Origin of the sequence: Pseudomonas sp. NPDC078700 (assembly GCF_044542375.1) — a bacterium.
GTDB lineage: Bacteria > Pseudomonadota > Gammaproteobacteria > Pseudomonadales > Pseudomonadaceae > Aquipseudomonas.
In genome coordinates this window covers 690,194-711,529 of record NZ_JBITUI010000001.1, presented here as the reverse complement: position 1 = coordinate 711,529, position 21,336 = coordinate 690,194, and the positions used below count along the sequence as shown (strand labels likewise).

Annotated in this window: 16 protein-coding genes and 1 pseudogene; 10 read left to right on the top strand and 7 right to left on the bottom strand. The window is 54.6% G+C overall.

Annotated elements, in window-relative coordinates; all coding sequences use genetic code 11:
- Nucleotides 1-14: 14 nt before the first annotated feature.
- Nucleotides 15-2,183 (bottom strand): putative bifunctional diguanylate cyclase/phosphodiesterase, encoded by a 2,169-nt coding sequence (locus tag ACIGCM_RS03345; RefSeq protein ID WP_397500591.1) that lies wholly within the window; start codon nucleotides 2,181-2,183, stop codon nucleotides 15-17.
- A gap of 230 nt (nucleotides 2,184-2,413) precedes the next feature.
- On the opposite strand from ACIGCM_RS03345, the pseudogene ACIGCM_RS03340 reads away from it, so the two are divergent.
- A pseudogene (locus ACIGCM_RS03340) lies at nucleotides 2,414-3,772 on the top strand (spinster family MFS transporter); the annotation flags it as partial.
- A 59-nt stretch (nucleotides 3,773-3,831) separates the two neighbouring features.
- Here the strand turns inward: ACIGCM_RS03340 and rapA are convergent.
- Nucleotides 3,832-6,678, bottom strand: a complete 2,847-nt coding sequence (gene rapA, locus ACIGCM_RS03335; protein WP_397500590.1) for an RNA polymerase-associated protein RapA — start codon at nucleotides 6,676-6,678, stop codon at nucleotides 3,832-3,834.
- Nucleotides 6,679-6,860: 182 nt separating this feature from the next.
- Between rapA and ACIGCM_RS03330 the strand changes: the two genes are divergently transcribed.
- The 7 genes from ACIGCM_RS03330 (at nucleotide 6,861) to ACIGCM_RS03300 (ending at nucleotide 11,706) form a co-directional block, all read left to right on the top strand.
- Nucleotides 6,861-7,163: an aspartate-semialdehyde dehydrogenase gene (locus ACIGCM_RS03330; protein WP_397500589.1), complete on the top strand. Its 303-nt coding sequence runs from the start codon at nucleotides 6,861-6,863 to the stop codon at nucleotides 7,161-7,163.
- A gap of 44 nt (nucleotides 7,164-7,207) precedes the next feature.
- On the top strand, nucleotides 7,208-7,828 hold the full coding sequence (locus ACIGCM_RS03325; protein WP_397500588.1) for an alpha-ketoglutarate-dependent dioxygenase AlkB family protein: 621 nt from the start codon (nucleotides 7,208-7,210) through the stop codon (nucleotides 7,826-7,828).
- Nucleotides 7,818-7,979, top strand: coding sequence for a hypothetical protein (locus ACIGCM_RS03320; protein WP_397500587.1), 162 nt, complete (start codon nucleotides 7,818-7,820; stop codon nucleotides 7,977-7,979). Before ACIGCM_RS03325 ends, ACIGCM_RS03320 begins: the two co-directional genes overlap by 11 nt.
- A 268-nt stretch (nucleotides 7,980-8,247) precedes the next feature.
- Complete coding sequence (gene ccoM, locus ACIGCM_RS03315; protein ID WP_397500586.1) at nucleotides 8,248-8,358, top strand: cytochrome c oxidase subunit CcoM; 111 nt, start codon at nucleotides 8,248-8,250, stop codon at nucleotides 8,356-8,358.
- Between the two features lie 288 nt (nucleotides 8,359-8,646).
- Nucleotides 8,647-10,635 (top strand): FUSC family protein, encoded by a 1,989-nt coding sequence (locus ACIGCM_RS03310; RefSeq protein WP_397500585.1) that lies wholly within the window; start codon nucleotides 8,647-8,649, stop codon nucleotides 10,633-10,635.
- Complete coding sequence (locus ACIGCM_RS03305; protein WP_397500584.1) at nucleotides 10,622-10,825, top strand: DUF1656 domain-containing protein; 204 nt, start codon at nucleotides 10,622-10,624, stop codon at nucleotides 10,823-10,825. Before ACIGCM_RS03310 ends, ACIGCM_RS03305 begins: the two co-directional genes overlap by 14 nt.
- Before the next feature lie 17 nt (nucleotides 10,826-10,842).
- The gene (locus ACIGCM_RS03300) at nucleotides 10,843-11,706 is read left to right on the top strand and encodes an efflux RND transporter periplasmic adaptor subunit (RefSeq protein ID WP_397500583.1); all 864 of its coding nucleotides are present in this window, start codon (nucleotides 10,843-10,845) and stop codon (nucleotides 11,704-11,706) included.
- Between the two features lie 41 nt (nucleotides 11,707-11,747).
- Here ACIGCM_RS03300 and codA read toward each other — a convergent pair whose 3' ends face one another.
- From codA to ACIGCM_RS03275, 5 genes are all read right to left on the bottom strand, one after another.
- The gene (codA, locus tag ACIGCM_RS03295; protein WP_397500582.1) at nucleotides 11,748-12,983 is read right to left on the bottom strand and encodes a cytosine deaminase; all 1,236 of its coding nucleotides are present in this window, start codon (nucleotides 12,981-12,983) and stop codon (nucleotides 11,748-11,750) included.
- Nucleotides 12,980-14,221 (bottom strand): PucR family transcriptional regulator, encoded by a 1,242-nt coding sequence (locus ACIGCM_RS03290; RefSeq protein ID WP_397500581.1) that lies wholly within the window; start codon nucleotides 14,219-14,221, stop codon nucleotides 12,980-12,982. Before ACIGCM_RS03290 ends, codA begins: the two co-directional genes overlap by 4 nt.
- A complete protein-coding gene (codB, locus tag ACIGCM_RS03285) occupies nucleotides 14,218-15,495 on the bottom strand; it encodes a cytosine permease (RefSeq protein ID WP_397500580.1) in 1,278 nt (425 codons plus the stop codon). The genes ACIGCM_RS03290 and codB overlap by 4 nt, the downstream gene beginning before the upstream one ends.
- Before the next feature lie 282 nt (nucleotides 15,496-15,777).
- A complete protein-coding gene (locus ACIGCM_RS03280) occupies nucleotides 15,778-16,248 on the bottom strand; it encodes a MaoC family dehydratase (RefSeq protein ID WP_397500579.1) in 471 nt (156 codons plus the stop codon).
- The gene (locus ACIGCM_RS03275) at nucleotides 16,245-17,207 is read right to left on the bottom strand and encodes a lysophospholipase (RefSeq protein WP_397500578.1); all 963 of its coding nucleotides are present in this window, start codon (nucleotides 17,205-17,207) and stop codon (nucleotides 16,245-16,247) included. The genes ACIGCM_RS03280 and ACIGCM_RS03275 overlap by 4 nt, the downstream gene beginning before the upstream one ends.
- 284 nt (nucleotides 17,208-17,491) lie before the next feature.
- On the opposite strand from ACIGCM_RS03275, the gene fadD2 reads away from it, so the two are divergent.
- Nucleotides 17,492-19,180 (top strand): long-chain-fatty-acid--CoA ligase FadD2, encoded by a 1,689-nt coding sequence (gene fadD2, locus ACIGCM_RS03270; RefSeq protein ID WP_397500577.1) that lies wholly within the window; start codon nucleotides 17,492-17,494, stop codon nucleotides 19,178-19,180.
- A gap of 376 nt (nucleotides 19,181-19,556) precedes the next feature.
- On the top strand, nucleotides 19,557-21,245 hold the full coding sequence (gene fadD1, locus ACIGCM_RS03265) for a long-chain-fatty-acid--CoA ligase FadD1 (protein WP_397500576.1): 1,689 nt from the start codon (nucleotides 19,557-19,559) through the stop codon (nucleotides 21,243-21,245).
- The last annotated feature ends 91 nt before the right edge of the window (nucleotides 21,246-21,336 follow it).

Sequence of the window (21,336 nt, the reverse complement as noted above, 5' to 3'; positions counted from 1 at the left end):
CGCGCATGGGCCTCTTAGCGTGATGAGATACTGGCTAAGTGGCTGTTGTCTGCCGTGAAATCGGTCAGAAAGGTTAAGAGCTGCTGCATGGGAATCGGTCGGCTGATCAGATACCCCTGAATACTGTCGCAGCGCAAATTGCGCAGGAAGTTCAACTGCTCGGGGGACTCGACACCTTCTGCGACCACTTTTAGCTTCAGCGAGTGAGCCATTGCGATAATGGCCTGAACAATTTCCATATCCTCATAGGAACTGGGGATGTCCTGAATAAAAGAGCGGTCAATTTTCAAGGTGTCGATGGGTAACCGTTTAAGGTACGCAAGTGATGAATAGCCCGTGCCAAAATCATCTATCGATAAGCTGACGCCCTGGGTGCGCAGTTCGTGAAGCAAGCCGACCGCTTGCTCAATGTTACCCATCAGGGCATTTTCGGTGACTTCCAGTTCCAGCCGCTGTGCGGGCACTGAAAAATTCAGCAGCGCATCACTGACTTCCTGGATCAACTCTTTGCGACCTAAGCTCAACGCAGAGCAGTTAACTGCGATTTTGACCTGTGCGTGGCCTTCATCAGCGAGCCGTGCAAGGTCGCAACAGGCGCGCCGCATAACCCAGTTATCCAGCTCGGCAATAAAACCATTCGTCTCTGCTATGCCGATAAAGCGATCAGGGCTAAGGAGTCCGCGCTGCGGGTGCTGCCAGCGTACCAAGGCTTCGAGTTTACTGAGCTTGCCGCTGTGCAGGTCCAGAATGGGCTGGTAGAAGAGTTGTAGGCCTTCATCGTTGCGCAACGCATTGTGCAGTTCTTCTTCGAGCAACAGTTCAACGCTGGCCCGCGACTTGAGCTGTGAGTTGAATGAGTGCATTTGGTTGCGTCCGCTGCCCTTGGCTTGATAGAGCGCGAGGTCTGCATGCTTGAGCAATTCATCCGGGGTATTGCCATCTTCCGGGAACATGCTGATGCCGATGCTGGTTGTCATTACCATATGGCGACCATTGATGATGATAGGTTCTTTCATCGCCAGAAGAATCCGCCCGGCCAGCACACGCGCTTCATCCTTCGACTTGAGGCTTGCCAGCACGCAGAATTCGTCGCCACCCATGCGTGACAGTACGTCTTCGTTGCGCAGGGCTGAGCTGACTCGCTCGGCAATGACTTTGAGCATGCTGTCGCCGGTTGTGTGACCCAAGCTGTCGTTGATTCGTTTGAAATGGTCAATATCAATTACCAGTACCCCAAGGGGTGTGCTGCCGTGTTGATGCTTGAGCAGTTTTTCGGTAAATGCGAGGTTTAAGCCGCGGCGGTTCAGGTGCTGAGTCAAAACGTCATAGTTAGCCGCTTGCTGCAACGAGGTACGGGCGTAATCGAGTTGGTTGAGCAGGCTGTTGACGCGGTGTAAGTCGCGCTGGCTGACGATCAGTTGCTTGTCACGAGCCGCTGCAATCAGGCTCGCAGCAAAGCCAAGTAAAGCCAGGCCGCTGACAATCAGCGCCATGTGTGATTGGCCAGCAACCGCGTTTGGCTGGACGCCACTTGGAATACCTGCAAATACAGCACTAATGCCAAAGCTATGAACAAACTCAATCGCCAATGCCAGTGATACACAAGCGGTGATTCGGCTTAACAGTGCCAACCAAGGGGTCTGTGCATGCTGACGCGCATAACTGAACAGGGCCGTGTAGCTGAATGCACTGGACACGATCAACGCGGCCATGAGCAGTAGTGGTGAGTACAGCAGCGCGATTACCTGAATATTTTGTGCTGTCGCGAATACATGGAGGATGCCGCTGCTTAAGCTCATCAGGAATGCTGTGGTGAATAACCGTACCGGTTTTGCCTGGCCCCCTGAAACGCTTAGCATCGCTAAAAAAGCACAACCAATAGCCACGCACAGTGAGCTGAAGTTTGCGCTCGAGGCCGTGTGCTCTGCCACAGGCAAATGATTTATAAAGTGCAGTACCCATGAGCCACTCCCAAGGCACAGCGCACCGACGATACGCCACAGCCAGCGACTCAGTGGCTGCTCAGCCTGGTTGATGCGCTCTATCACCTCGAGCACGGTGTAACAGGCAACACAAGCCAGCACGAAGGCCAACAACATCATGCTCAGGCTTTGGTCGCTGCCTTCGAGCAGCCGGCCATCTGATGGCATAAGCCGAGTCAAACGCAGGTCTGTCCAATCCATGATGACTACTCCAAAGCGCCCGCGCGATATCAGCTACAGATCACAGTCACTCAAGCAATTGTAGTCACTCTTAGCTCAATTGATCCTGTTAAAGGTATGTGTTGAGTTAGAGGCGAGGATTCAGGGCGCGAATAGTCACAGACTTCTGGTGCGGGAGGCTCTAGCTTGAGCTCCAAATCAACGTCTGAAATGCTGTCTGTGCCTTTCAGTCCAACAACAAAAATAATAGGAAATACACCATGCAACCTACTCAGCAGGCGGCTAATGCGTGGCGCATTTTGTTTTTGCTGTTTCTTGCCAATATGTTCAACTTTTTTGACCGCACCATTCCGGCGATCATCATCGAGCCGCTGCGTAAAGAGTGGAGCCTCAGCGATCTGCAACTGGGTTTGGTTGGCACTGCATTTACCATTGTCTATGCAATTGCTGGCTTACCCCTTGGGCGCATGGCCGATACCGGCGCACGGCGCAAGATTATGGGCTGGGGATTGGCTGCGTGGAGCGGTTTGACGGCGATTAATGGCTTGGCTTGGAATTTCTGGAGTTTCTTGTTGATCCGCATGGGGATCGGCATTGGTGAAGCCAGCTACGCGCCTGCAGCAAATTCATTGATTGGCGATTTATTCCCCGCGCACAAGCGGGCCCGAGCAATGGGCATTTTTATGCTGGGTCTGCCGATTGGCTTGTTGTTAGCGTTCTTTACCATTGGCAGCATGGTGCGCATATTTGACAGCTGGCGAGCGCCATTTTTTATCGCGGCCGTGCCCGGTTTGCTCTTGGCGTTCATGATGTTCTTTATCAAGGAGCCGCAGCGGGGCGCCGCTGAGAGTGTCACGGTTTCGACCGAGAAAGTTGATAAGCCGCTGCGCAAGGTGTTGGCCATTCGCACTTTTTGGTGGTTAGTGCTGGGAGGCTTGGCTTTTAACTTTGCAACCTATGCGTGTAACTCCTTCATGGTGCCGATGCTGCAGCGCTATTTCCTCCTGCCATTGGAGCAAGCTGCCGTGGCGACGGGTGTGATTGTCGGTCTGACGGGGTTAGTCGGCTTGACGCTAGGTGGCTGGGTTGCCGATCAGATTCACCAGCGCTCTGAAACCGGGCGTTTGCTATTCGCAGCCTTGAGTATGTTTATTGCCACGCTGGCGACCGGTTACGCATTGTTTTCGGGGCGCATCGAGATCGGTGTGTTTGTGGGAGTCTTCAGCCTGGGTTGGTTGTTTTCCTACAACTTCTATACCTGCGTTTACACCGCAATTCAGGATGTCGTCGAGCCGCGTTTGCGAGCAACAGCAATTGCATTGTTTTTTGCCGGTTTGTACCTGCTTGGCGGCGGCCTTGGCCCATTGGCCGTTGGCCTGCTGTCTGATTATTTTGCCCAGACGGCGATGATTGCAGCGGGAGCTAGCGAGATGAGCGAGGCTTTCAAAGCCGTCGGCCTGCATGATGCGATGTACCTGATTCCCGTGGCTCTGTTTCTGACTATGTTGGCGTTAATTCAGGCGTCGCGCTGCTTCACCGCAGATGCCCAGCGTATGCAGCACAAAATGTCCGCCGATGCATCGCTTGCACCGCAGGCCGCTCTGGCGTAATTAAGCCTCTGAAACAAACAAGCCCGCAATTGCGGGCTTGTTTGTTTCAGATGGGCTGATCAGCCCGCGACCAATACCCGAATGGCTTCGAGGCGCAATGCGGCTTTATCGAGCGAGGCCAGACCTTGCTCGCGCTGATTGCGCAGGGTTTCAATTTCGCTATCGCGCACGCTTGGGTTGACGGCCTGCAGCGCGGTGAGGCGGGCAAGCTCTTCATCCATGTCCGCGGCCAGGCGCCGCTTGGCTTCGGCGACACGTTCGAGGTGGCGCGGCATGACTTTCTCTTCACCGACACCGATCTGCGGATTGAGTGTGTCACGTTGCGCCTGCACGAATTTGTTGGCGCTGGCACGGGGTACGCTTTCCAGTTGGTCGTTCAATGTCTCGAAAGCCACCTTGTGGGCCAGATCATTGCCGTTGGCGTCGAGCAGACAACGCAATGCTGCTGGCGGTAAGTAACGGCCAAGCTGCAAAGCGCGTGGGGCAACAACATCACTGACATACAGCAACTCAAGCAAAACGGTGCCGGGTTTGAGTGCCTTGTTTTTAATCAAGGCAACGCCGGTGTTGCCCATTGAGCCAGACCGCACCAGGTCCATGCCGCCTTGTACCATGGGGTGCTCCCAGGTCAGGAACTGCATGTCTTCACGGGTCAGCGCGAGGTTACGGTCGTAGGTGATGGTTACACCTTCGTCGTCACCCAGTGGGAAGCTGGCGTCGAGCATTTTTTCGCTCGGGCGCAGAATCAAGGCGTTTTCCGAGTGGTCTTCACTGTCGATACCAAAGGCATTGAACAGTTGTTCCATATAGATCGGCAGGGCGAATTGGTCATCCTGCTCTTCAATGTCGGCTGCCAGGGTTTGGCCTTCGCCGGCGCCACCAGAGTTCAGCTCCAGCAAGCGGTCGCGGCCTGCGTGCAACTCGCCTTCAAGGCGTACACGTTCGATTTTGGCTTCATCGGCCAGCGCTTGCCATTCGTTGTCATCACCGCTTTCCAGCAGTGGCAACATACGGCTGCCGAATTGGTGCTGAAGCGCGTTACCAGTCGGGCAGGTGGCCAAAAATGCGTTGAGCGCATTGTGATACCACTGAAACAGGCGTTCTTGCGGGCTGCTCTCAAGATAAGGCACGTGCACCTGAATGCGGTGCTTCTGGCCAATACGGTCAAGACGGCCAATGCGTTGCTCAAGCAAGTCCGGGTGAGCGGGCAGGTCGAACAATACCAAGTGATGGGCGAACTGGAAATTACGGCCTTCACTGCCGATCTCGGAGCAGATCAACACCTGAGCGCCGAACTCTTCATCGGCGAAGTAAGCCGCCGCTCGGTCACGCTCGAGAATGCTCATGCCTTCATGGAAAACAGTGGCGAGGATGCCCGAGCGCACACGCAATGCATCTTCAAGATCCAGTGCGGTCTCTGCATGGGCGCAGATCACCAGTACCTTGAATTTTTTCAGCATCTTCAAGGTGTCGATCAACCACTCGACGCGTGGGTCGAAGCGCCACCAGCGCTGCTCTTCATCAACCTCCGCCTGGGCTTGATAACTCACTTCTGGATACAGGTCAGGATGCTCGCCGATCGGCAGCTCCATGTACTCATCCGGACTTGGTAGCGGGTAGGCGTGCAGTTCGCGTTCAGGGAAACCCTGGACTGCGGCGCGAGTGTTACGGAACAGCAGGCGGCCAGTGCCGTGGCGATCAAGCAGCTCACGAATCAAGCGAGCCGAGGCTTCGCTGTCGCCGTCATTGACGGCTGCCAGCAGGCCTTCACCTTCTGCGCCGAGGAAGTCATGAATGGTTTTGTGCGCTTCTGGTGACAACCGGCCTTGATCCAGTAACTCCTGAACGGCTTCGGCAATCGGCCGATAGTTGGCACTTTCTGCGCGAAAGGCTTCAAGGTCGTGGAAGCGGTTGGGGTCGAGCAGGCGCAAACGTGCAAAGTGGCTGTCTTGACCAAGTTGCTCGGGCGTTGCGGTCAGCAGCAGAACCCCTGGGATAACTTCAGCCAGTTGCTCAACCAGTGAATATTCAGGGCTGGAGCGCTCAGGGTGCCATACCAAGTGGTGGGCTTCGTCGACCACGAGCAGATCCCAGCCTGCAGCAAAGACCGCATCTTGGGCTTTTTCGTCTTCGCGCAGCCATTCCAGCGCAACCAGCGCCAGTTGGCAGTCTTCAAATGGGTTGCTGGCATCGCTTTCAATGAAGCGTTCAGCATCGAACAGGGCAACGTCGAGGTTGAAGCGGCGGCGCATTTCCACCAGCCACTGATGCTGCAGGTTTTCTGGAACCAGGATCAGTACCCGGTTGGCGCGACCAGACAGCAGTTGGCGGTGAATCACCATCCCGGCTTCAATGGTTTTGCCCAGGCCTACTTCGTCAGCCAATAGCACGCGCGGTGCAATTCGGTCAGCCACTTCGCGGGCAATGTGCAACTGGTGCGGAATCGGTTGGGCGCGAACGCCACCCAAGCCCCAGAGCGACGATTGCAGGTGGTTGCTGGTGTATTCGAGGGTTCGATAACGCAAGCCGAACCATGCCAGCGGGTCAATCTGGCCAGCGAACAGGCGATCGCTGGCCAAACGGAACTGGATAAAGTTGGACAGCTGCGTTTCAGGCATGGTCACGCTTTGATGCTGCGCATTGAGGCCGTGATAAACCAGCAGGCCGTCGATATCGTCGACTTCCTGTACGGTCAGCTTCCAGCCTTCAAAGTGGGTGATCTCATCGCCAGGCGAGAAACGCACACGCGTCAGCGGTGCACTGCGCGCAGCATATTGACGGGTTTCGCCAGTCGCCGGGTAAAGGACCGTAAGCATTCGGCCTTCCTGCATAAGGATGGTGCCTAAGCCCAGCTCTGCTTCGCTGTCACTGATCCAGCGTTGCCCCGGTTCGTACTGCTGCGCCATGCCTGTCTCCCGCGTGAAAAAGCCGGCTATGGTAACCGCAACACAGGGTTTAGGCCAAAGCCGCATTGCTCTTTTAGCTGATCGGTGGGTATAAAAACCAATAAACGTGTCGAAAGTGTAGTGAGGGTGGGCTCAAGTTTGGGCAAAAATGGTCGATAGACTGACCAAAGGAGGGGCAATTAATGTTGCCACATATTCCGCATAGCATGGCACCCGTCACTGCGACTCAGGACCTGGTTAAGCCAAAACCCCTGACCCCGCCCGTCGTGCCTGTGGCCGAAACGAGCAAGGAAAGCGCGCTCAACCTCGACAAACGCCATCCGCAAGATGCCGAGGCCTTACTGCGCGAGGAGCAGCGTCGTCAGCAGAAGCGTTACGCCGCCGCGCTACTGGCCGAGTCCGCCGATGATGAGCAGGCCCCAGCCCCAGAGGATGATGGTGAGGAACTGCCGCGTCAGGGGTTATGGGTGGATATTGAAGTCTAAGCAACCGACAATCAGCCAACCCTTTGGCTTGAGTGAATATCGCTGTGAACCTGTTTGCTGACACGCCCTTGCAATTGCCAGGCGCTGAACTGGATTTCCATCCGCAATGGCTCAGCGCCGAACTGGCCGATCAGTGGTTAGCCAAGATTTACCAGCAAACGCCTTGGCAACAGCCCCAAGTCAACTTATTTGGCCGCCGCCATCCTGTGCCACGCTTGCTGGCTTGGTATGGCGACGAGGGTGTTGGTTACCGCTATTCAGGTTTGTATCACGCCCCTTTGCCCTGGACCCCGCTGCTGGCTGAGGTTCGCGCGCAGCTCGCAGCTTTTGTAGGGCAGCCGCTCAATGGTCTGCTGCTCAATTATTACCGCGATGGTCAGGACTCGATGGGCTGGCATAGCGATGATGAGGCCGAGTTGGGGCCTAATCCGATTGTGGTTTCTTTGAGCCTTGGCGGCAGCCGACGGTTTGATTTGCGCCGTAAAGGCCAACAACGCATTGAGCATTCATTGCAGTTGGATCATGGCTCGCTACTGGTCATGCGCGCTACAACCCAGCATTATTGGCAGCATCAGATAGCCAAAACGCGCAAACCCTGCGCACCACGGCTTAATCTGACATTTCGCTATGTGTTGAACGGGGATGGCCTGAGTCATGAGCAATGACGATAACTTGATTGACTTCAACGCTGAGCGCGGCAAACGCATTCACGATCTGCACGACAAAAAGCTCGATGAAATGCGCAAGGCATTTGAGCAGGCGTTGCCGTTGCCGAAAGCGAAGAAAAAGACCAAAAGCAAACCCAAGAAGCGCTAAACAAAAAGTGGATGTGACACGCAAGGCGTGTCCACCATGGTTTGGACCGCGATGCTCTATCTTGGATAGGTGTTTAGATATTTGCAGCGGTGGATGGTGGATGGAAGAAGCGTCATTCACCCTGCGCGCCGATTTATTGACCCAGATCAGTATCTGCTGCTGATTTACCCCCCGTCTCGGGATCATTATTGATCCATGTCAAAACTAGCCTGCCAGTGGTTGCGTACTTTGGACTCATTCCAGATCACACGCCGCTTAGGAGGCAACCATGTATATCGATACTGTAGTTATTGCGGGTATTTGCACTGTACTGCTGATGTTCGCCTTCTTCGGTGGGGTGGGGATGTTTATTTGGAAAGACTCGCACAAGCGCAAGTAAGGCTGAGTCTTTCAACACGACTGCACGCAAGGCAGCTTCAGGCGACTTAGGTCGCCTTTTTTTTCGGTCATCGCCTGCAATGGGTATGGCTGGGCACAAAGCACAATCTATGTGGAAATGGGCCGCTGGATAGCCTAATCCTTTCAAAATTCACACTAATGCGCTGGGCAAAATTGTTAGCATGGGCTAGACGAATTTAGTTAGCTGGCTAATAATTGTCAGGCTTCTTGACGCGCTTTGAGCGTCAATCCGCTACTTTCATATCAGATGCTTTACCCGGAAACAGTTATGCCCCACGCATTGCTGGCCTTTATTGCGCCTAGCCGACAAGCCATACAGTTTGCGATCAAGACGCTGCTCGGAGCAGGGCTGGCGTTGTGGTGCGCGATGCGTTTAGGGCTGGAACAGCCGGTTTGGGCGATGATGACCGCTTTTATCGTGGCGCAACCCTTGTCCGGCATGGTGGTACAAAAAGGCCTGGCAAGAATGGTCGGCACCATGATCGGTACCATCATGTCGGTGGTTTTTATTGGTCTGTTTGCACAAACCCCTTGGGTGTTTATCGGTGCGTTGGCGCTATGGCTGGCAATGTGTACGGCGGCTTCGACCATGCTGCGCAGTGCCTGGTCCTACTCTTTTGTGCTGGCCGGTTACACCGTGGCTATTATCGGTTTGCCGGCGACCAGTATTCCGCTGACCGTGTTTGATCAGGCAGTTGCACGCTGCACTGAAATCTCATTGGGGATTCTCTGCGCGACCGCTGCTAGCGCGATCATCTGGCCGCAGCGCGTTGAGGTTCAACTCATTAAACAAGCCAATGTTGCCTGGCGCGCCGGCTTGAACGCAGCCTCATTGGCTTTAGCCCAAGAGAAGCATGCACGCCAAGGCTTACTGGAGGTCTTGGGGCATATCGTTGCGGTCGACTCACAGCGTGAACATGCTTGGTTTGAGGGCGTGCGTGGTCGCCAGCGAGCCGCAGCATTAAGGGTGTTGAGCCGCGACTTGCTCAGTATGTTGCGCCTTGCTCGTGGTGTTGGCCGTCAGTTGCGTCAGCTCAGTGCACAAGAACGCGAATGTATAGAACCGCTGATTAACGCGGCGCGAGAGCAGTTTGATCGTGAGGAAATGACCGACTTGGAAGGGCTGGCTGAACGGGTTCGGTTGGCCTCGCTCAGTGCACAACTCAATCCAGCGCAGCAAGTATGTTTAGAGCGCTTGTTGCTACTGGTCACCCGCATGCAAGTTGCTGATCAGTCACTGCATGCAGTCGAGCAGGGGGTTGCGCCACGGGATGCGCCTGACCCGCTGTCATGGCACAGTGATTGGCAAACGGCAGTGGTTTACGGCGCTCGCAGCGCGCTGGCGTTTCTGGCGTTCGCTTCGTTCTGGATGGCAACCGGCTGGACCTTTGCCACCGGCGGTATATTGATGACTGCAGTGGTCTGCAGTTTATTTGCCAGTCGCGATAATGCGGCTCAGATCGGCATGATGTTCCTGCGTGGTATTTTTTACGCGATTCCAGTGGCGTTCGTCGTAGGTGAAATTGTATTACCCCAGTTGAGCAGCTTTGCCATGCTGTGCCTGGCCATGGGTGTTCCGCTATTTTTCGCGGGGCTGGGCATGTGCTACCCGCCGACGGGAGCCACGGCAACTTCGTTTGCGCTGCACTTTATTTTGCTTTGCGCACCGCAAAATCAGATGGATTTCAGTGTCACCTATTTTCTTAACTCAGCGCAGGCGTTGATCATGGGCGTTGGCTTTGCCGTATTAGCGTTCAAGTTAATTTCCATTCGCAGCCCACGTTGGCTGGGGGGGCGCTTGTTGGGCGCAACCTTAAATGACTTGAGCCGCCTGACTCGACGCCCGCTGCCCGGTGCCGAAAACTGGTTTGGCGGGCGTATTGCCGATCGTTTGTTGCAGTTGGCTCGACATTACCCTGCGCTGCCCGATGCCACTCGAACGCGCTGGGATGACGGCATCGCCAGCCTTGATCTGGGTGACGAACTCCTGCATCTGCGGGCCTGCCTGGCGGCGGGCAGCCGATCGGTTGGGGTCGCAGAGCAGCACTTCTTGCAACAACTTGATCAGCAGTTACGCATAGGGCCAGGCGCAGGGCGTGAAGATGTCTTGGATGCAGCGGTTGATGAATTGCTGCAAGCACTCAATGCAGACACTTCGAGTATCGATCGACGTTTGGCACGAGCGGCCTTGTTGCAATTGCAGTTAGGCTGGAAAAACTGGTGCCTAAGCAAAGGAGAGCAATATGGGCTTGCATGAATGGTCGATAGGCGGTGTTCTGCTCAGCCCATTTCTTATCTATGTAGTCTTGGCTTTTGCAGTCACCGGGGCTTTGCGTTTTATGCTGATACAAGTAGGTGCTTCGCGCTGGATCTGGCACGAGGCACTGTTTGATACTGCGTTGTTTGTGTGTGTGTTGGCCGGCATTGTTGCAGTGCTTGGACGTTAGTTATGGAGAATCAATTTATGCGTTCAGCGATTCGTGTGTGCATCACCCTTGCCGTTGTGCTGGCAGCGTTGCTCGCGGGCCACTGGCTATGGAGCTACTACATGTATTCGCCATGGACGCGTGATGCACGGGTGCGTGCCGATGTGGTGACCATTGCGCCTGATGTTTCTGGCGCAGTGGTTGATCTGTCAGTTAAAGATAACCAGCGGGTTAAAGTGGGCGATCTGCTAATGCAAATAGATCCCCAGCGTTATGACGTTGCCCTTGAGCAGGCCAAGGCCGCGCTAGATACCCGTAAACAACAGTTGAATTTGCGCAAGCAGGAAGCTGCCAGGCGCGCTCGTCTTGGGCCGCAGGCGATCAGTGCCGAGTTGCGCGAGAACTCGCAAATCAGCGCGCAAATTGCCTTGGCCGAATACCATGAGGCTGAAGCGGCAGTTAAGCAAGCTGAGCTCAATGTTACCCGCAGTCGATTGCTTGCTACGCGTAATGGTTACATCACCAACTTGCAGCTGGCTGAGGGTAATTACGTGCAAACCGGGCAGCCAATGATGGCGCTGGTAGATGAAGAGTCCTATTACGTCCAGGCCTATTTCGAAGAAACCAAGCTGCCAAAAATCGCCGTCGGAGATGAAGTGGAGGTTTGGCTGATGAGCTACCAGCATCCACTAAAAGGTCATGTGCAAAGTATCAGTCGAGGCATTACTGATCGCAACGCCAGCCCGGATCAGCAACTGCTGGCCAATGTTGAGCCTACCTTCAATTGGGTGCGCTTGGCGCAGCGTATCCCGGTGCGCATCAAACTTGATGACATGCCAAAAGATGTGTTGTTGAGTGCCGGCATGACCGCCAGCGTTAAGGTATTGGGTACGCGTGAATAGCTGTGGTCAGGGTGACAGGCACGTCACCCTGACGCGCTGCTTTAGTAGCGTGCCACCTTGGCCGGGGTGCGTTGCATGATGACCTTGCCCGCGCGAACCGAGGTCAATGCATAACCCTGAGTGCGGATCATCTCGTAATCGCTTGGTGCCGATAGCAGCAACAGGTTAGCTGGGCGACCGACTTCCAGGCCATAGCGCTCACCGAGGTTAAGGGTGCGTGCGCTGTTATCGGTAATCAGGTCCAGAGCTCGCTGCAAGTCGGCATACCCGAGCATATGGCAAATATGCAGTCCCGCTTCGAGAATACGCAAAATATTGCCGTTACCCAGCGGATACCATGGGTCTACGATTGAATCTTGGGCGAAGCAGACATTCATCCCGGCGCGATCAATTTCGGCAACACGGGTCAGGCCGCGACGCTTCGGATAGGTGTCAAAACGTCCCTGCAAGTGAATGCTTTCGGTTGGGCAAGAGACAAAGTTGATGCCTGACATTTTCAGCAGTCGAAACAGCTTCGAGCAATAGGCGTTGTCGTAAGAGCCCATCGCCGTGGTGTGGCTGGCGGTGACCCGTGCGCCCATGCCGCGCACGCGGGCTTCTTCGGCAAGGACCTCTAAAAAGCGCGAGTGCGGGTCGTCGGTTTCATCGCAATGCACATCGACCAGGCAGCCGGTGCGTTCGGCCAGGTCCATCAAAAACTTGATTGAACTGACGCCCTGGTCACGGGTGTTTTCAAAATGCGGAATGCCGCCCACTACGTCGGCGCCAAGCGCTACCGCTTGCTCCATGAGTGCGCGACCGTTGGTGAAGGACTCAATGCCTTCCTGTGGGAAAGCAACAATCTGCAAGTCGATCAGGTGGCGGGTTTCTTCGCGCACCTCAACCATGGCTTTGAGTGCGCCCAGTGTTGGATCAGTCACATCAACATGGGTGCGCACATGCTGAATGCCGTGCTCGACCAACATGTCGATGGTTTTCTTAGCGCGCAGCTTGGTGTCTTCATGGGTCACTTGAGCTTTGCGCTTGCCCCATAATTCGATCCCTTCAAACAGGGTGCCGCTCATGTTCCACGAGGGATCGCCAGCAGTCAGCGTGGCATCGAGATGAATATGGGGCTCAACGAAGGGGGCAATCACCAGATTGCCGCCGGCATCAAGGTCGTCAGTCGCAGCGCTGATTGTCGGGCTGTGCGGGCTGATTTCTGTGATGCGGTCTTGTTCCAGGACTATACGGTACAGGCCTTCGCGACCCCGTAGTCGGGCGTTAATAATGTTCATGCAATACTCCTGGCAGGGCGAGAAGAGGACAGTCGCCAGATCAGCAAGGCGATGCTGATGTTCAGGCGATCGTGGGGATTGGTAAATGAGCTGCCGGTCAGGGATTCTATGCGCTGAGTCCGATAGCTCATGGTGTTGCGGTGTACGCCTAGGCGTTGAGCGGCGAGGGCAAGATTACCGCTCTCGTGAAACCAGGCCTCAAGTGTCGGCATCAGGACGGGCTCGTGCCGGCTGTCGTCACTGATAATTGGGCCGAGCACCTTTTCGACGAATTGGTCGAGCACGCTGCGATCACGAATAGCACCAAGTAATTCGATCGCGCCTAGCTCGTTGAAGCTGCAAACGCCCAAGCGTTCGGGGAACGATTGCGCTGCAACCAACGCTTGGCGAGCCTCATGCAAGCCATGAGCAAAGCGTTGCGGGCCGTGACCACCCGCACTCAAACCAAGATAAAGGCGCAGAGGGGCAAGCTCAGGGTTGAGCTCTTCAATCAAGTCGAGCATGGCTTGGCGGTTAGTCTGTTGATCGAGCCTTGCGGTGGCTGGCAGCAGGGCAATCCAGTGCTCACCCTGACACACGGGCGACAACGCTTCGCCGAGCCTGTCCAAATGTTGCTGCAGTGACCGTTGCAGACGTTCGCGGCTACTTTGCAGAATGCGCTCAGCCTGATCTGCACCAAATGCCTCAATCAAGCGCTCGCTGCCCTCAAGCTTGAACAGGGCTACTTGCCGTGCTGTCGCCAATGGCAATCCCAGGCTATGCCCACGTTGCAGCAGAGAGTCGAGGGACTGCACATCGCCTTCGAGCAGTTGTTCAAGCAAATGTTGGCGTGAACGTCCAAGCATCTGCGCTTGGACCAATGCCGTCCCTATGGCTTGCGTCACCAGCACCATTTTCAGCGAATAAGGCTGCTCAATCAGTGGCACCCCCAAATCCTGGGCGGCATCGATGACGCTCTGCGGGATCTGTTTGATGTACTCCGGGCCAGTCAATATGACCAAGCCTGCTGCGACCTGCTGATGAGCCTGACGTACCAGCAGTAACAGGTTTTCCTCACTGCGCGGATGATTGATGCCCGTGACGAACACCAATTCACCGCCCATGATCCACTCGGCAATGCTGCTATTCTCAGCCACATAGGGCCAGCGTACCGGGTTGTTTTGCATCGCTTCGCCGGCCCGCAAACGCATGCTGTCGAGGCCGGGAAGAGCCAGTACATCGGCCACAGTGAGGCTCATTTAGTGAGTTGAGCTGCGGTGCGGGTGGTGGAAGCCGGATTGATTACTTTTGACAACACAAGGTAGGCAAAAGCAGCCACCGCAATGCCGACAATGGGTGCAACCCATGGCGAGACGTAGGCACACACCGCACCAATCAAATAGGCGCTGAGGCCAATCCAGTTGAATGCCGGCAATTGCGTGTCCGCAAGTTTTGGATACTGACCTTTATGGCCGTAGAAAAAGTCAGCCATGATCACACCGCCGATCGGTGGGATGATCGAGCCCAGCAGAATCAAAAATGGAATCAGCATTTCGTACATCCCGGCGATCGCCAGCAATGTACCAATGCCTGCGCCGACGACAGTCACCAGTTTGCGGCGGTCTGTGCGCAGCAAATTACAGCCCGCGGCGGCAAAGTTGTAGATGGTATTGTCTTGGGTGGTCCACAGGTTGAGAAACAACATCACCACCGCTGCCATCGACAAGCCTTGCAGAACCAGGACTTCGACGACGTCAGGTTGCTGGTAAACAATGGCACCATAAGCCCCTGCGACGATCATCAGGCCGTTGCCGATAAAGAAGCCGAACAGGCTTGATAGCATCGCCACACGACCACTTTTGGCGAAGCGTGTCCAGTTAGTGGCTTGGGTTGCGCCGCTGACAAAGGTGCCGAAAACCATGGTGATCGCAACACTCAGGCTCATGCTTTCCTTCGGTTCGATGGCCATTAAAGCGCTCATGCCCCCCGCGTCGCGCGTGGCAATCCACAGTGAACAGCCAAGCAGTACCATCATCGCCGGAACGGCCACTCTGGAAAGCATGTCCAGACCTTTGTAACCGATGAATGCGGTGATGCAAAAACCAAAGCCAAACAGCACCATCAACACTGTGGTCAGCCCTTCAGGCAACCCCAGAATCTTCACCAGAACAATGGCGATGGTTGCAGTGCCCCAGGCGTACCAGCCAATCTGGGTAAAGCCCAGCAGTACATCAGACAACTTGCTGCCGACTTCGCCGAAGCAAAAGCGCCCCATCAGCACCGAGTTCAAACCGCTGCGACAGGCAATCAGCCCCAAGACGGCGGCGTAAAGGCCGAGCAACAGGTTGCCAATCACAGCAGCCCAAATCAGCGAGGTGAAATCAAAGGCCATGCCGATCTTGCCGCCAGCGAACATGGTGGCGGTGAAGAAGGTAAAACCAAACAACAGGATCGACGTTGAAAACAGGCCTTTGCGTGCACCTTGCGGTACTTCGCTGAGCGGGTAGTCGCCATCGTTATGGGGGGTTGTCATCGTTGGAGCTCCACAGGGTCAGTGAAGGGTCGGCGTAGCAGGTGGCGTGCCAGCAAGCTGATTCTTGAGCAGACACCACACTTAAAACGATACTCACAAAACATTTTGTGCGTAGTGCACAAATAAATTGGTGATATCAGGGGCTTTGGTCAGCGTGTATTTTGCTGGATATAGAGTGTCGGTCAAGTGTGGTGCATGCAAGACCTGCATGCACGTTGTTTGTGCGCTGTTGAGACTGTCATGCGTAACGCACAAACCTTGGCGGGCACCGATTTAGTAAATTTAGCTGACTGTGACCTGTGGAATAGGTGGCATTTCAACGGTTTGCTTTTTGCGTGGAGCCAGGATCTCGGCTTCACCGTCAACTACGATTTCATCACGCTGATTGACGACTCGCGTGGCAATGCGCACACGAAACTTGGGCTGCTTTTCGAGAATCTCTAATTGCACGGTGAGGGTGTCGCCAAGTTTTACTGGCAAGGTGAATCGCATCGTCTGGCCCAGATAGATTGTGCCGGGTCCTGGCAACTCACAGGCCACTGCTGCGCTGATCAATGCACCGCTGAACATGCCGTGAGCAATGCGTTCTTTGAACATGCTTTCGGCTGCAAACTGGGCATCGAGGTGGACCGGATTGTTGTCGCCAGACACTGCGGCAAATAGCTGTACGTCACGCTCCTCTACAGTCTTGCTGTAGGTGGCTTTTTGGCCGACTTCGAGTTCGTCGTAAGGCGTATTGCTGAGTTGGCTCATTGATGGATCTCCTGGATCATGGAACGAAATGGGCGGGGCCGGGCAAGGGTCTGTTCCAGCCAATCGATAATAAAGCCGGTAACCTCATCTCGGTTACTCTCGTTGAGTAACTCATGACGGGCTTCAGGGTAAATTTTCAGGTCAACATACTGCTTGCCAGCCTCTCTGAGTGCACCGGCTAAGTTAGCAAGACGCTTGCCTTGGCTGACGGGGTCACGTGCGCCGCCAATTATCAGCAGCGGTAGGCTGGCTTCTATCTGGGTTAATTTCGCCAGCGGGGTGATTTGCTGAAGGCCGGTAAGTAAGTCGAGCCACAGTTGGTTGCTGCAACGAAAGCCGCAGAGTGGATCATTAATGTACTTATCAACCTCATCCGGGTCACGACTGAGCCAGTCAAACCCTGTGCGGTTGGGCTTGAATGCCTTATTGAATGAGCCAAATGAGAGAAACTCGATCAGCGCGCTATGCCCCAGTGGTCCCTGGCGCCAGGCTTCGAATTTGGCGATGGCCATCGCGCTTTTATACAGCGCAACGGGCTGATAGTTTGAGCCTGAAAGTATGGCGCCATGCACGCTGCTACTGTGTTGCATCAAGTAGGCTTGAGCGATGTAACTGCCCATACTGTGGCCGAGAAGAAATATCGGTGCTTGCTCATGTTGATGACGGATCAAGTGATTGATACACGCCAGGTCATTAACCACCAGGTTCCAGCCATTGGCGTCTGCGTAGTGACCTAAAGTTGCATGTTCAGCCGTTCTGCCGTGCCCACGCTGGTCGTGGGCGTAGAGTTCAAAACCATTGGCGACCAGGGTTTCACCAAGACGGGCATAACGACTGCTGTGTTCGGCCATGCCGTGGGCAAGCATGACTATCGCTTTGGGTGGCTGATCACCATACCAGCGGTTGACGTACAACGGCGTGCTGTCATTACTTTGATGCCAAAAAGCCTCGTGTTGCATGGCGGATCCTTGGTCGGCGTGAAAGGCTATTGTAGTAGCTTTAACAGGCGAATGACTTAGGCAAAGATTCATGTCATTGATGACGCCTGTTTCGCTATAGGCGCGCCGGTAAGTAACTGTTAACTTTCGTTCAGTCCAAGCAGGTATTACCCGCTACGCTTATGGCGTGCGCCACTGTCTGGGTTGAGCAGGGTTAGCTGCTTACCTGTAGCGGGAAATGCGCTGGCTCACGGCCTGTTCTGATGAACCGGACAGACATCTTTCAGGGGAAGGGGATAAAAATAATGCAACCTGAGTTCTGGAGCGGTAAACGCGCCACCGGTGTACCCGATAGCATTGATATGAGTACATTTCGCTCCGTCAACGAAGTGTTTGAGCGATCGTGCAAGAAGTTTGCTGACCGCCCAGCATTCAGCAATATGGGCGTGACATTGACCTACGCCGAGTTGGATCGTTTATCTGCGGCGTTTGCCAGTTATCTGCAAAAGCGTACCGACCTCAAGCCGGGCGACCGCATTGCCGTGCAAATGCCCAATGTCCTGCAATACCCCATCGCTGTGTTCGGTGCGATGCGCGCGGGACTCATTGTGGTTAACACCAACCCGCTGTATACCGCCCGAGAAATGCGCCACCAGTTTAAAGACTCAGGTGCACGCGCTTTGGTGTACTTGAATATTTTCGGCAAGTTGGTGCAGGACGTACTGCCTGATACCAATATTGAGTACCTGATTGAAGCCAAAATGGGTGATCTTCAACCGGCGCTCAAGGGCTGGCTGGTCAACACCGTGGTCAAGCACGTCAAGAGAATGGTGCCCGACTACCATCTGCCACAGGCGCTGGCTTTCAAAACCCTACTCAAGCAAGGCCAGGGCGGGGCGTTGCAGCCTATCAGTGTCGGTCATGATGATATTGCTGTGCTGCAATATACGGGCGGTACCACGGGGGTGGCCAAGGGCGCGATGCTGACGCACGGCAACCTGGTCGCCAATATGCTGCAGATCGATGCGTGCATGCAGCAACTCGGTGAGGACGGCGCCCCCCTGATGAAGCAAGGTCAGGAGGTGATGATTGCACCGCTGCCGCTTTACCATATCTATGCATTCACCGCGAACTGCATGTGCATGATGGTTAATGGTAACCACAACGTGTTGATCACCAATCCACGGGATATTCCCGGCTTTATCAAAGAGCTGGGTAAGTGGCAGTTTTCCGCGCTGTTGGGTTTGAATACGTTGTTTGTGGCCTTGATGGATCATCCTGAATTCAAAAACCTCGATTTTTCTAAGCTCAAACTCACCAACTCCGGGGGTACTGCTTTGGTTAAGGCCACAGCTGAACGCTGGAACGAGATGACTGGCTGCACTGTTGTAGAAGGTTATGGCCTGACTGAAACATCACCGGTTGCCAGTACCAACCCGTACGGCAAACTCGCTCGTCTGGGCACAGTCGGCCTGCCAGTGCCGGGCACAGGCTTTAAGGTGATCGACGACGAGGGTGTTGAACAGCCTTTTGGTGAGCGCGGTGAGCTCTGTATTAAAGGCCCGCAAGTTATGAAGGGCTACTGGCAGCGCGCTGAAGCGACGGATGAAGTGCTCGACGCTGAAGGCTGGTTCAAAACCGGGGATATTGCGGTCATCGATGAGGATGGTTTCACCCGCATTGTTGACCGCAAGAAAGACATGATCATTGTGTCTGGCTTTAACGTTTACCCTAACGAAATCGAAGACGTGGTCATGAGCCATCCGCAGGTCGCCAGTTGCGCTGCGGTGGGCATTGCAGATGAGAAATCAGGAGAGGCGGTCAAGCTTTTCGTGGTGGCGCGTGAAGGGGGGCTCAACGAAGCTGAATTGAAGGCCTTCTGCAAAGAAAACTTCACGGCCTACAAAGTGCCCAAGCAGATCGTTTTCCGCGACTCCTTGCCGATGACTCCAGTTGGCAAGATTCTTCGCCGGGAGCTTCGCGATATTGCCTGAACCTTGGTGTAAAACCTTGCCCTGATGATTCAGGTGCATTGAAGGCTGGGTCTTGGAGTGTGCTAATCCAGGCCCGGCCTTTTTTATGGCTGGCTACCGGAGACTAAGGCAGTCGGCGTAGAGTATTTGGCCAAACAACCCTTTGGGTGCGATTTTAGGCGCAAGCGCTTTATGTAGCGCTTGGTTGTGACTAATTTTGTATATTTGGTTCTGGTTGTGACTGGCTGGGTTGTGTTTGGTGCTGGTCGATCTCTGGCAAAGCTGCTAACCTCGGCCCGCTTTTGGCCCGTGTAACGGTTAAGCTTCAGGCATATAAACAACAATACAACTGCTGAAATTGCAGTGATGATCAGATGTAACTGAGGAGTGGGCTTCCATGATCGAAAACTTCTGGAAGGATAAGTATCCAGTTGGGGTTGCTGCCGAGATCAACCCGGACCAATACCCTAATATCCAAGCGGTTTTGCAACAGTCCTGCCAGCGTTTCGCTGATAAGCCTGCTTTTAGTAATCTGGGTAAAACCCTGACCTACGGCGATATTTACAAATTGTCCGGTGATTTTGCAGCCTATCTGCAGAACCACACTGATCTGCAGCCAGGCGACCGTATTGCCGTGCAGATGCCTAATATTTTGCAGTACCCGGTCGTTGTCTTTGGTGCAATTCGCGCTGGCTTGGTTGTGGTCAACACCAACCCGCTCTACACCGCACGGGAGCTGGAACACCAGTTTAATGATTCTGGCGCTAAAGCACTGGTTTGCCTGGCCAATATGGCGCATTTGGCTGAACAAGTGGTGCCTAAGACTGGGGTCAAAACCGTCATCGTTACTGAAGTAGGCGATATGTTGCCTATGTTCAAACGCCTGCTGGTTAACACCGTGGTTAAGCACGTTAAGAAAATGGTGCCTGCCTATAATCTGCCGCAGTCCATCAGCTTTCTAAGTGCCTTGGCTAAAGGTCATGGCCAAACTGTTAAGGAAGCTGCGCCAGCCAACAATGATGTGGCTGTGCTGCAATACACCGGCGGCACCACGGGCGTGGCCAAGGGCGCAATGCTTACGCATCGCAACCTGGTTGCCAATATGCTGCAGGTTCGCGAGTTGATGGGCGCCAACCTTAATGAAGGTTGTGAAGTGGTCGTTGCACCGCTGCCGCTGTACCACATCTATGCCTTCACCTTTCATTGCATGGCGATGATGCTGATTGGCGCGCACAATATCTTGATCACCAACCCGCGTGACCTGCCGGCAGTCGTTAGCGACCTGTCCAAGTATAAGTTCACCGGTTTTGTGGGCCTCAATACCTTGTTTGTTGCCTTGAGCAATTTCGAGGGTTTCCGCAAACTCGACTTCTCCGCATTGAAGTTGACGGTATCCGGCGGTATGGCGTTGCAGCAGGCCACGGCTGAGCGTTGGAAGGCTGTCACCGGCTGCGCCGTGTGTGAAGGCTTCGGCATGACCGAAACCAGCCCGGTTGCAACGGTTAACCCATTTAGCGCCATTCGTTTAGGCACCATTGGTATTCCGGTGCCATCGACGCTGTGCCGAATTGTCGATGATGAAGGCAAGGTGCTTGAGTTGGGTGAGACCGGCGAGATCTGCGTTAAGGGCCCGCAAGTCATGAAAGGTTACTGGCAGCGCCAGGAAGCTACCGACGAAATCCTTGACGCTGAAGGCTGGCTGAAAACCGGCGATATCGGTTTGATTGAGCCAGATGGCTATTTGCGTATTGTCGATCGCAAGAAAGACATGATTCTGGTGTCAGGCTTCAACGTTTACCCGAATGAGCTCGAAGACGTACTGGCCACACTGCCAGGTGTTATGCAGTGCGCGGCCATTGGTATCCCTGATGAGAAATCGGGTGAGGCAATCAAAGTCTTTGTCGTGGCTAAACCGGGTGAAAACGTCACCAAAGAGCAAGTCATGGCGCACATGCGTGCCAACCTGACTGGCTACAAAGTGCCGAAGAGCGTCGAGTTCCGCGACACGCTGCCAACGACTAACGTGGGCAAAATTCTGCGTCGTGAACTGCGTGATGAAGAGCTGAAGAAGGCCAGCGCCCAGTAAGGGGTGTTGGTTGCTGACAAAACCTCGCTACGGCGGGGTTTTGTCTTTTTCGGGATGGCCAACTACTTCACTGGGCTCTGCGCGGATTGGT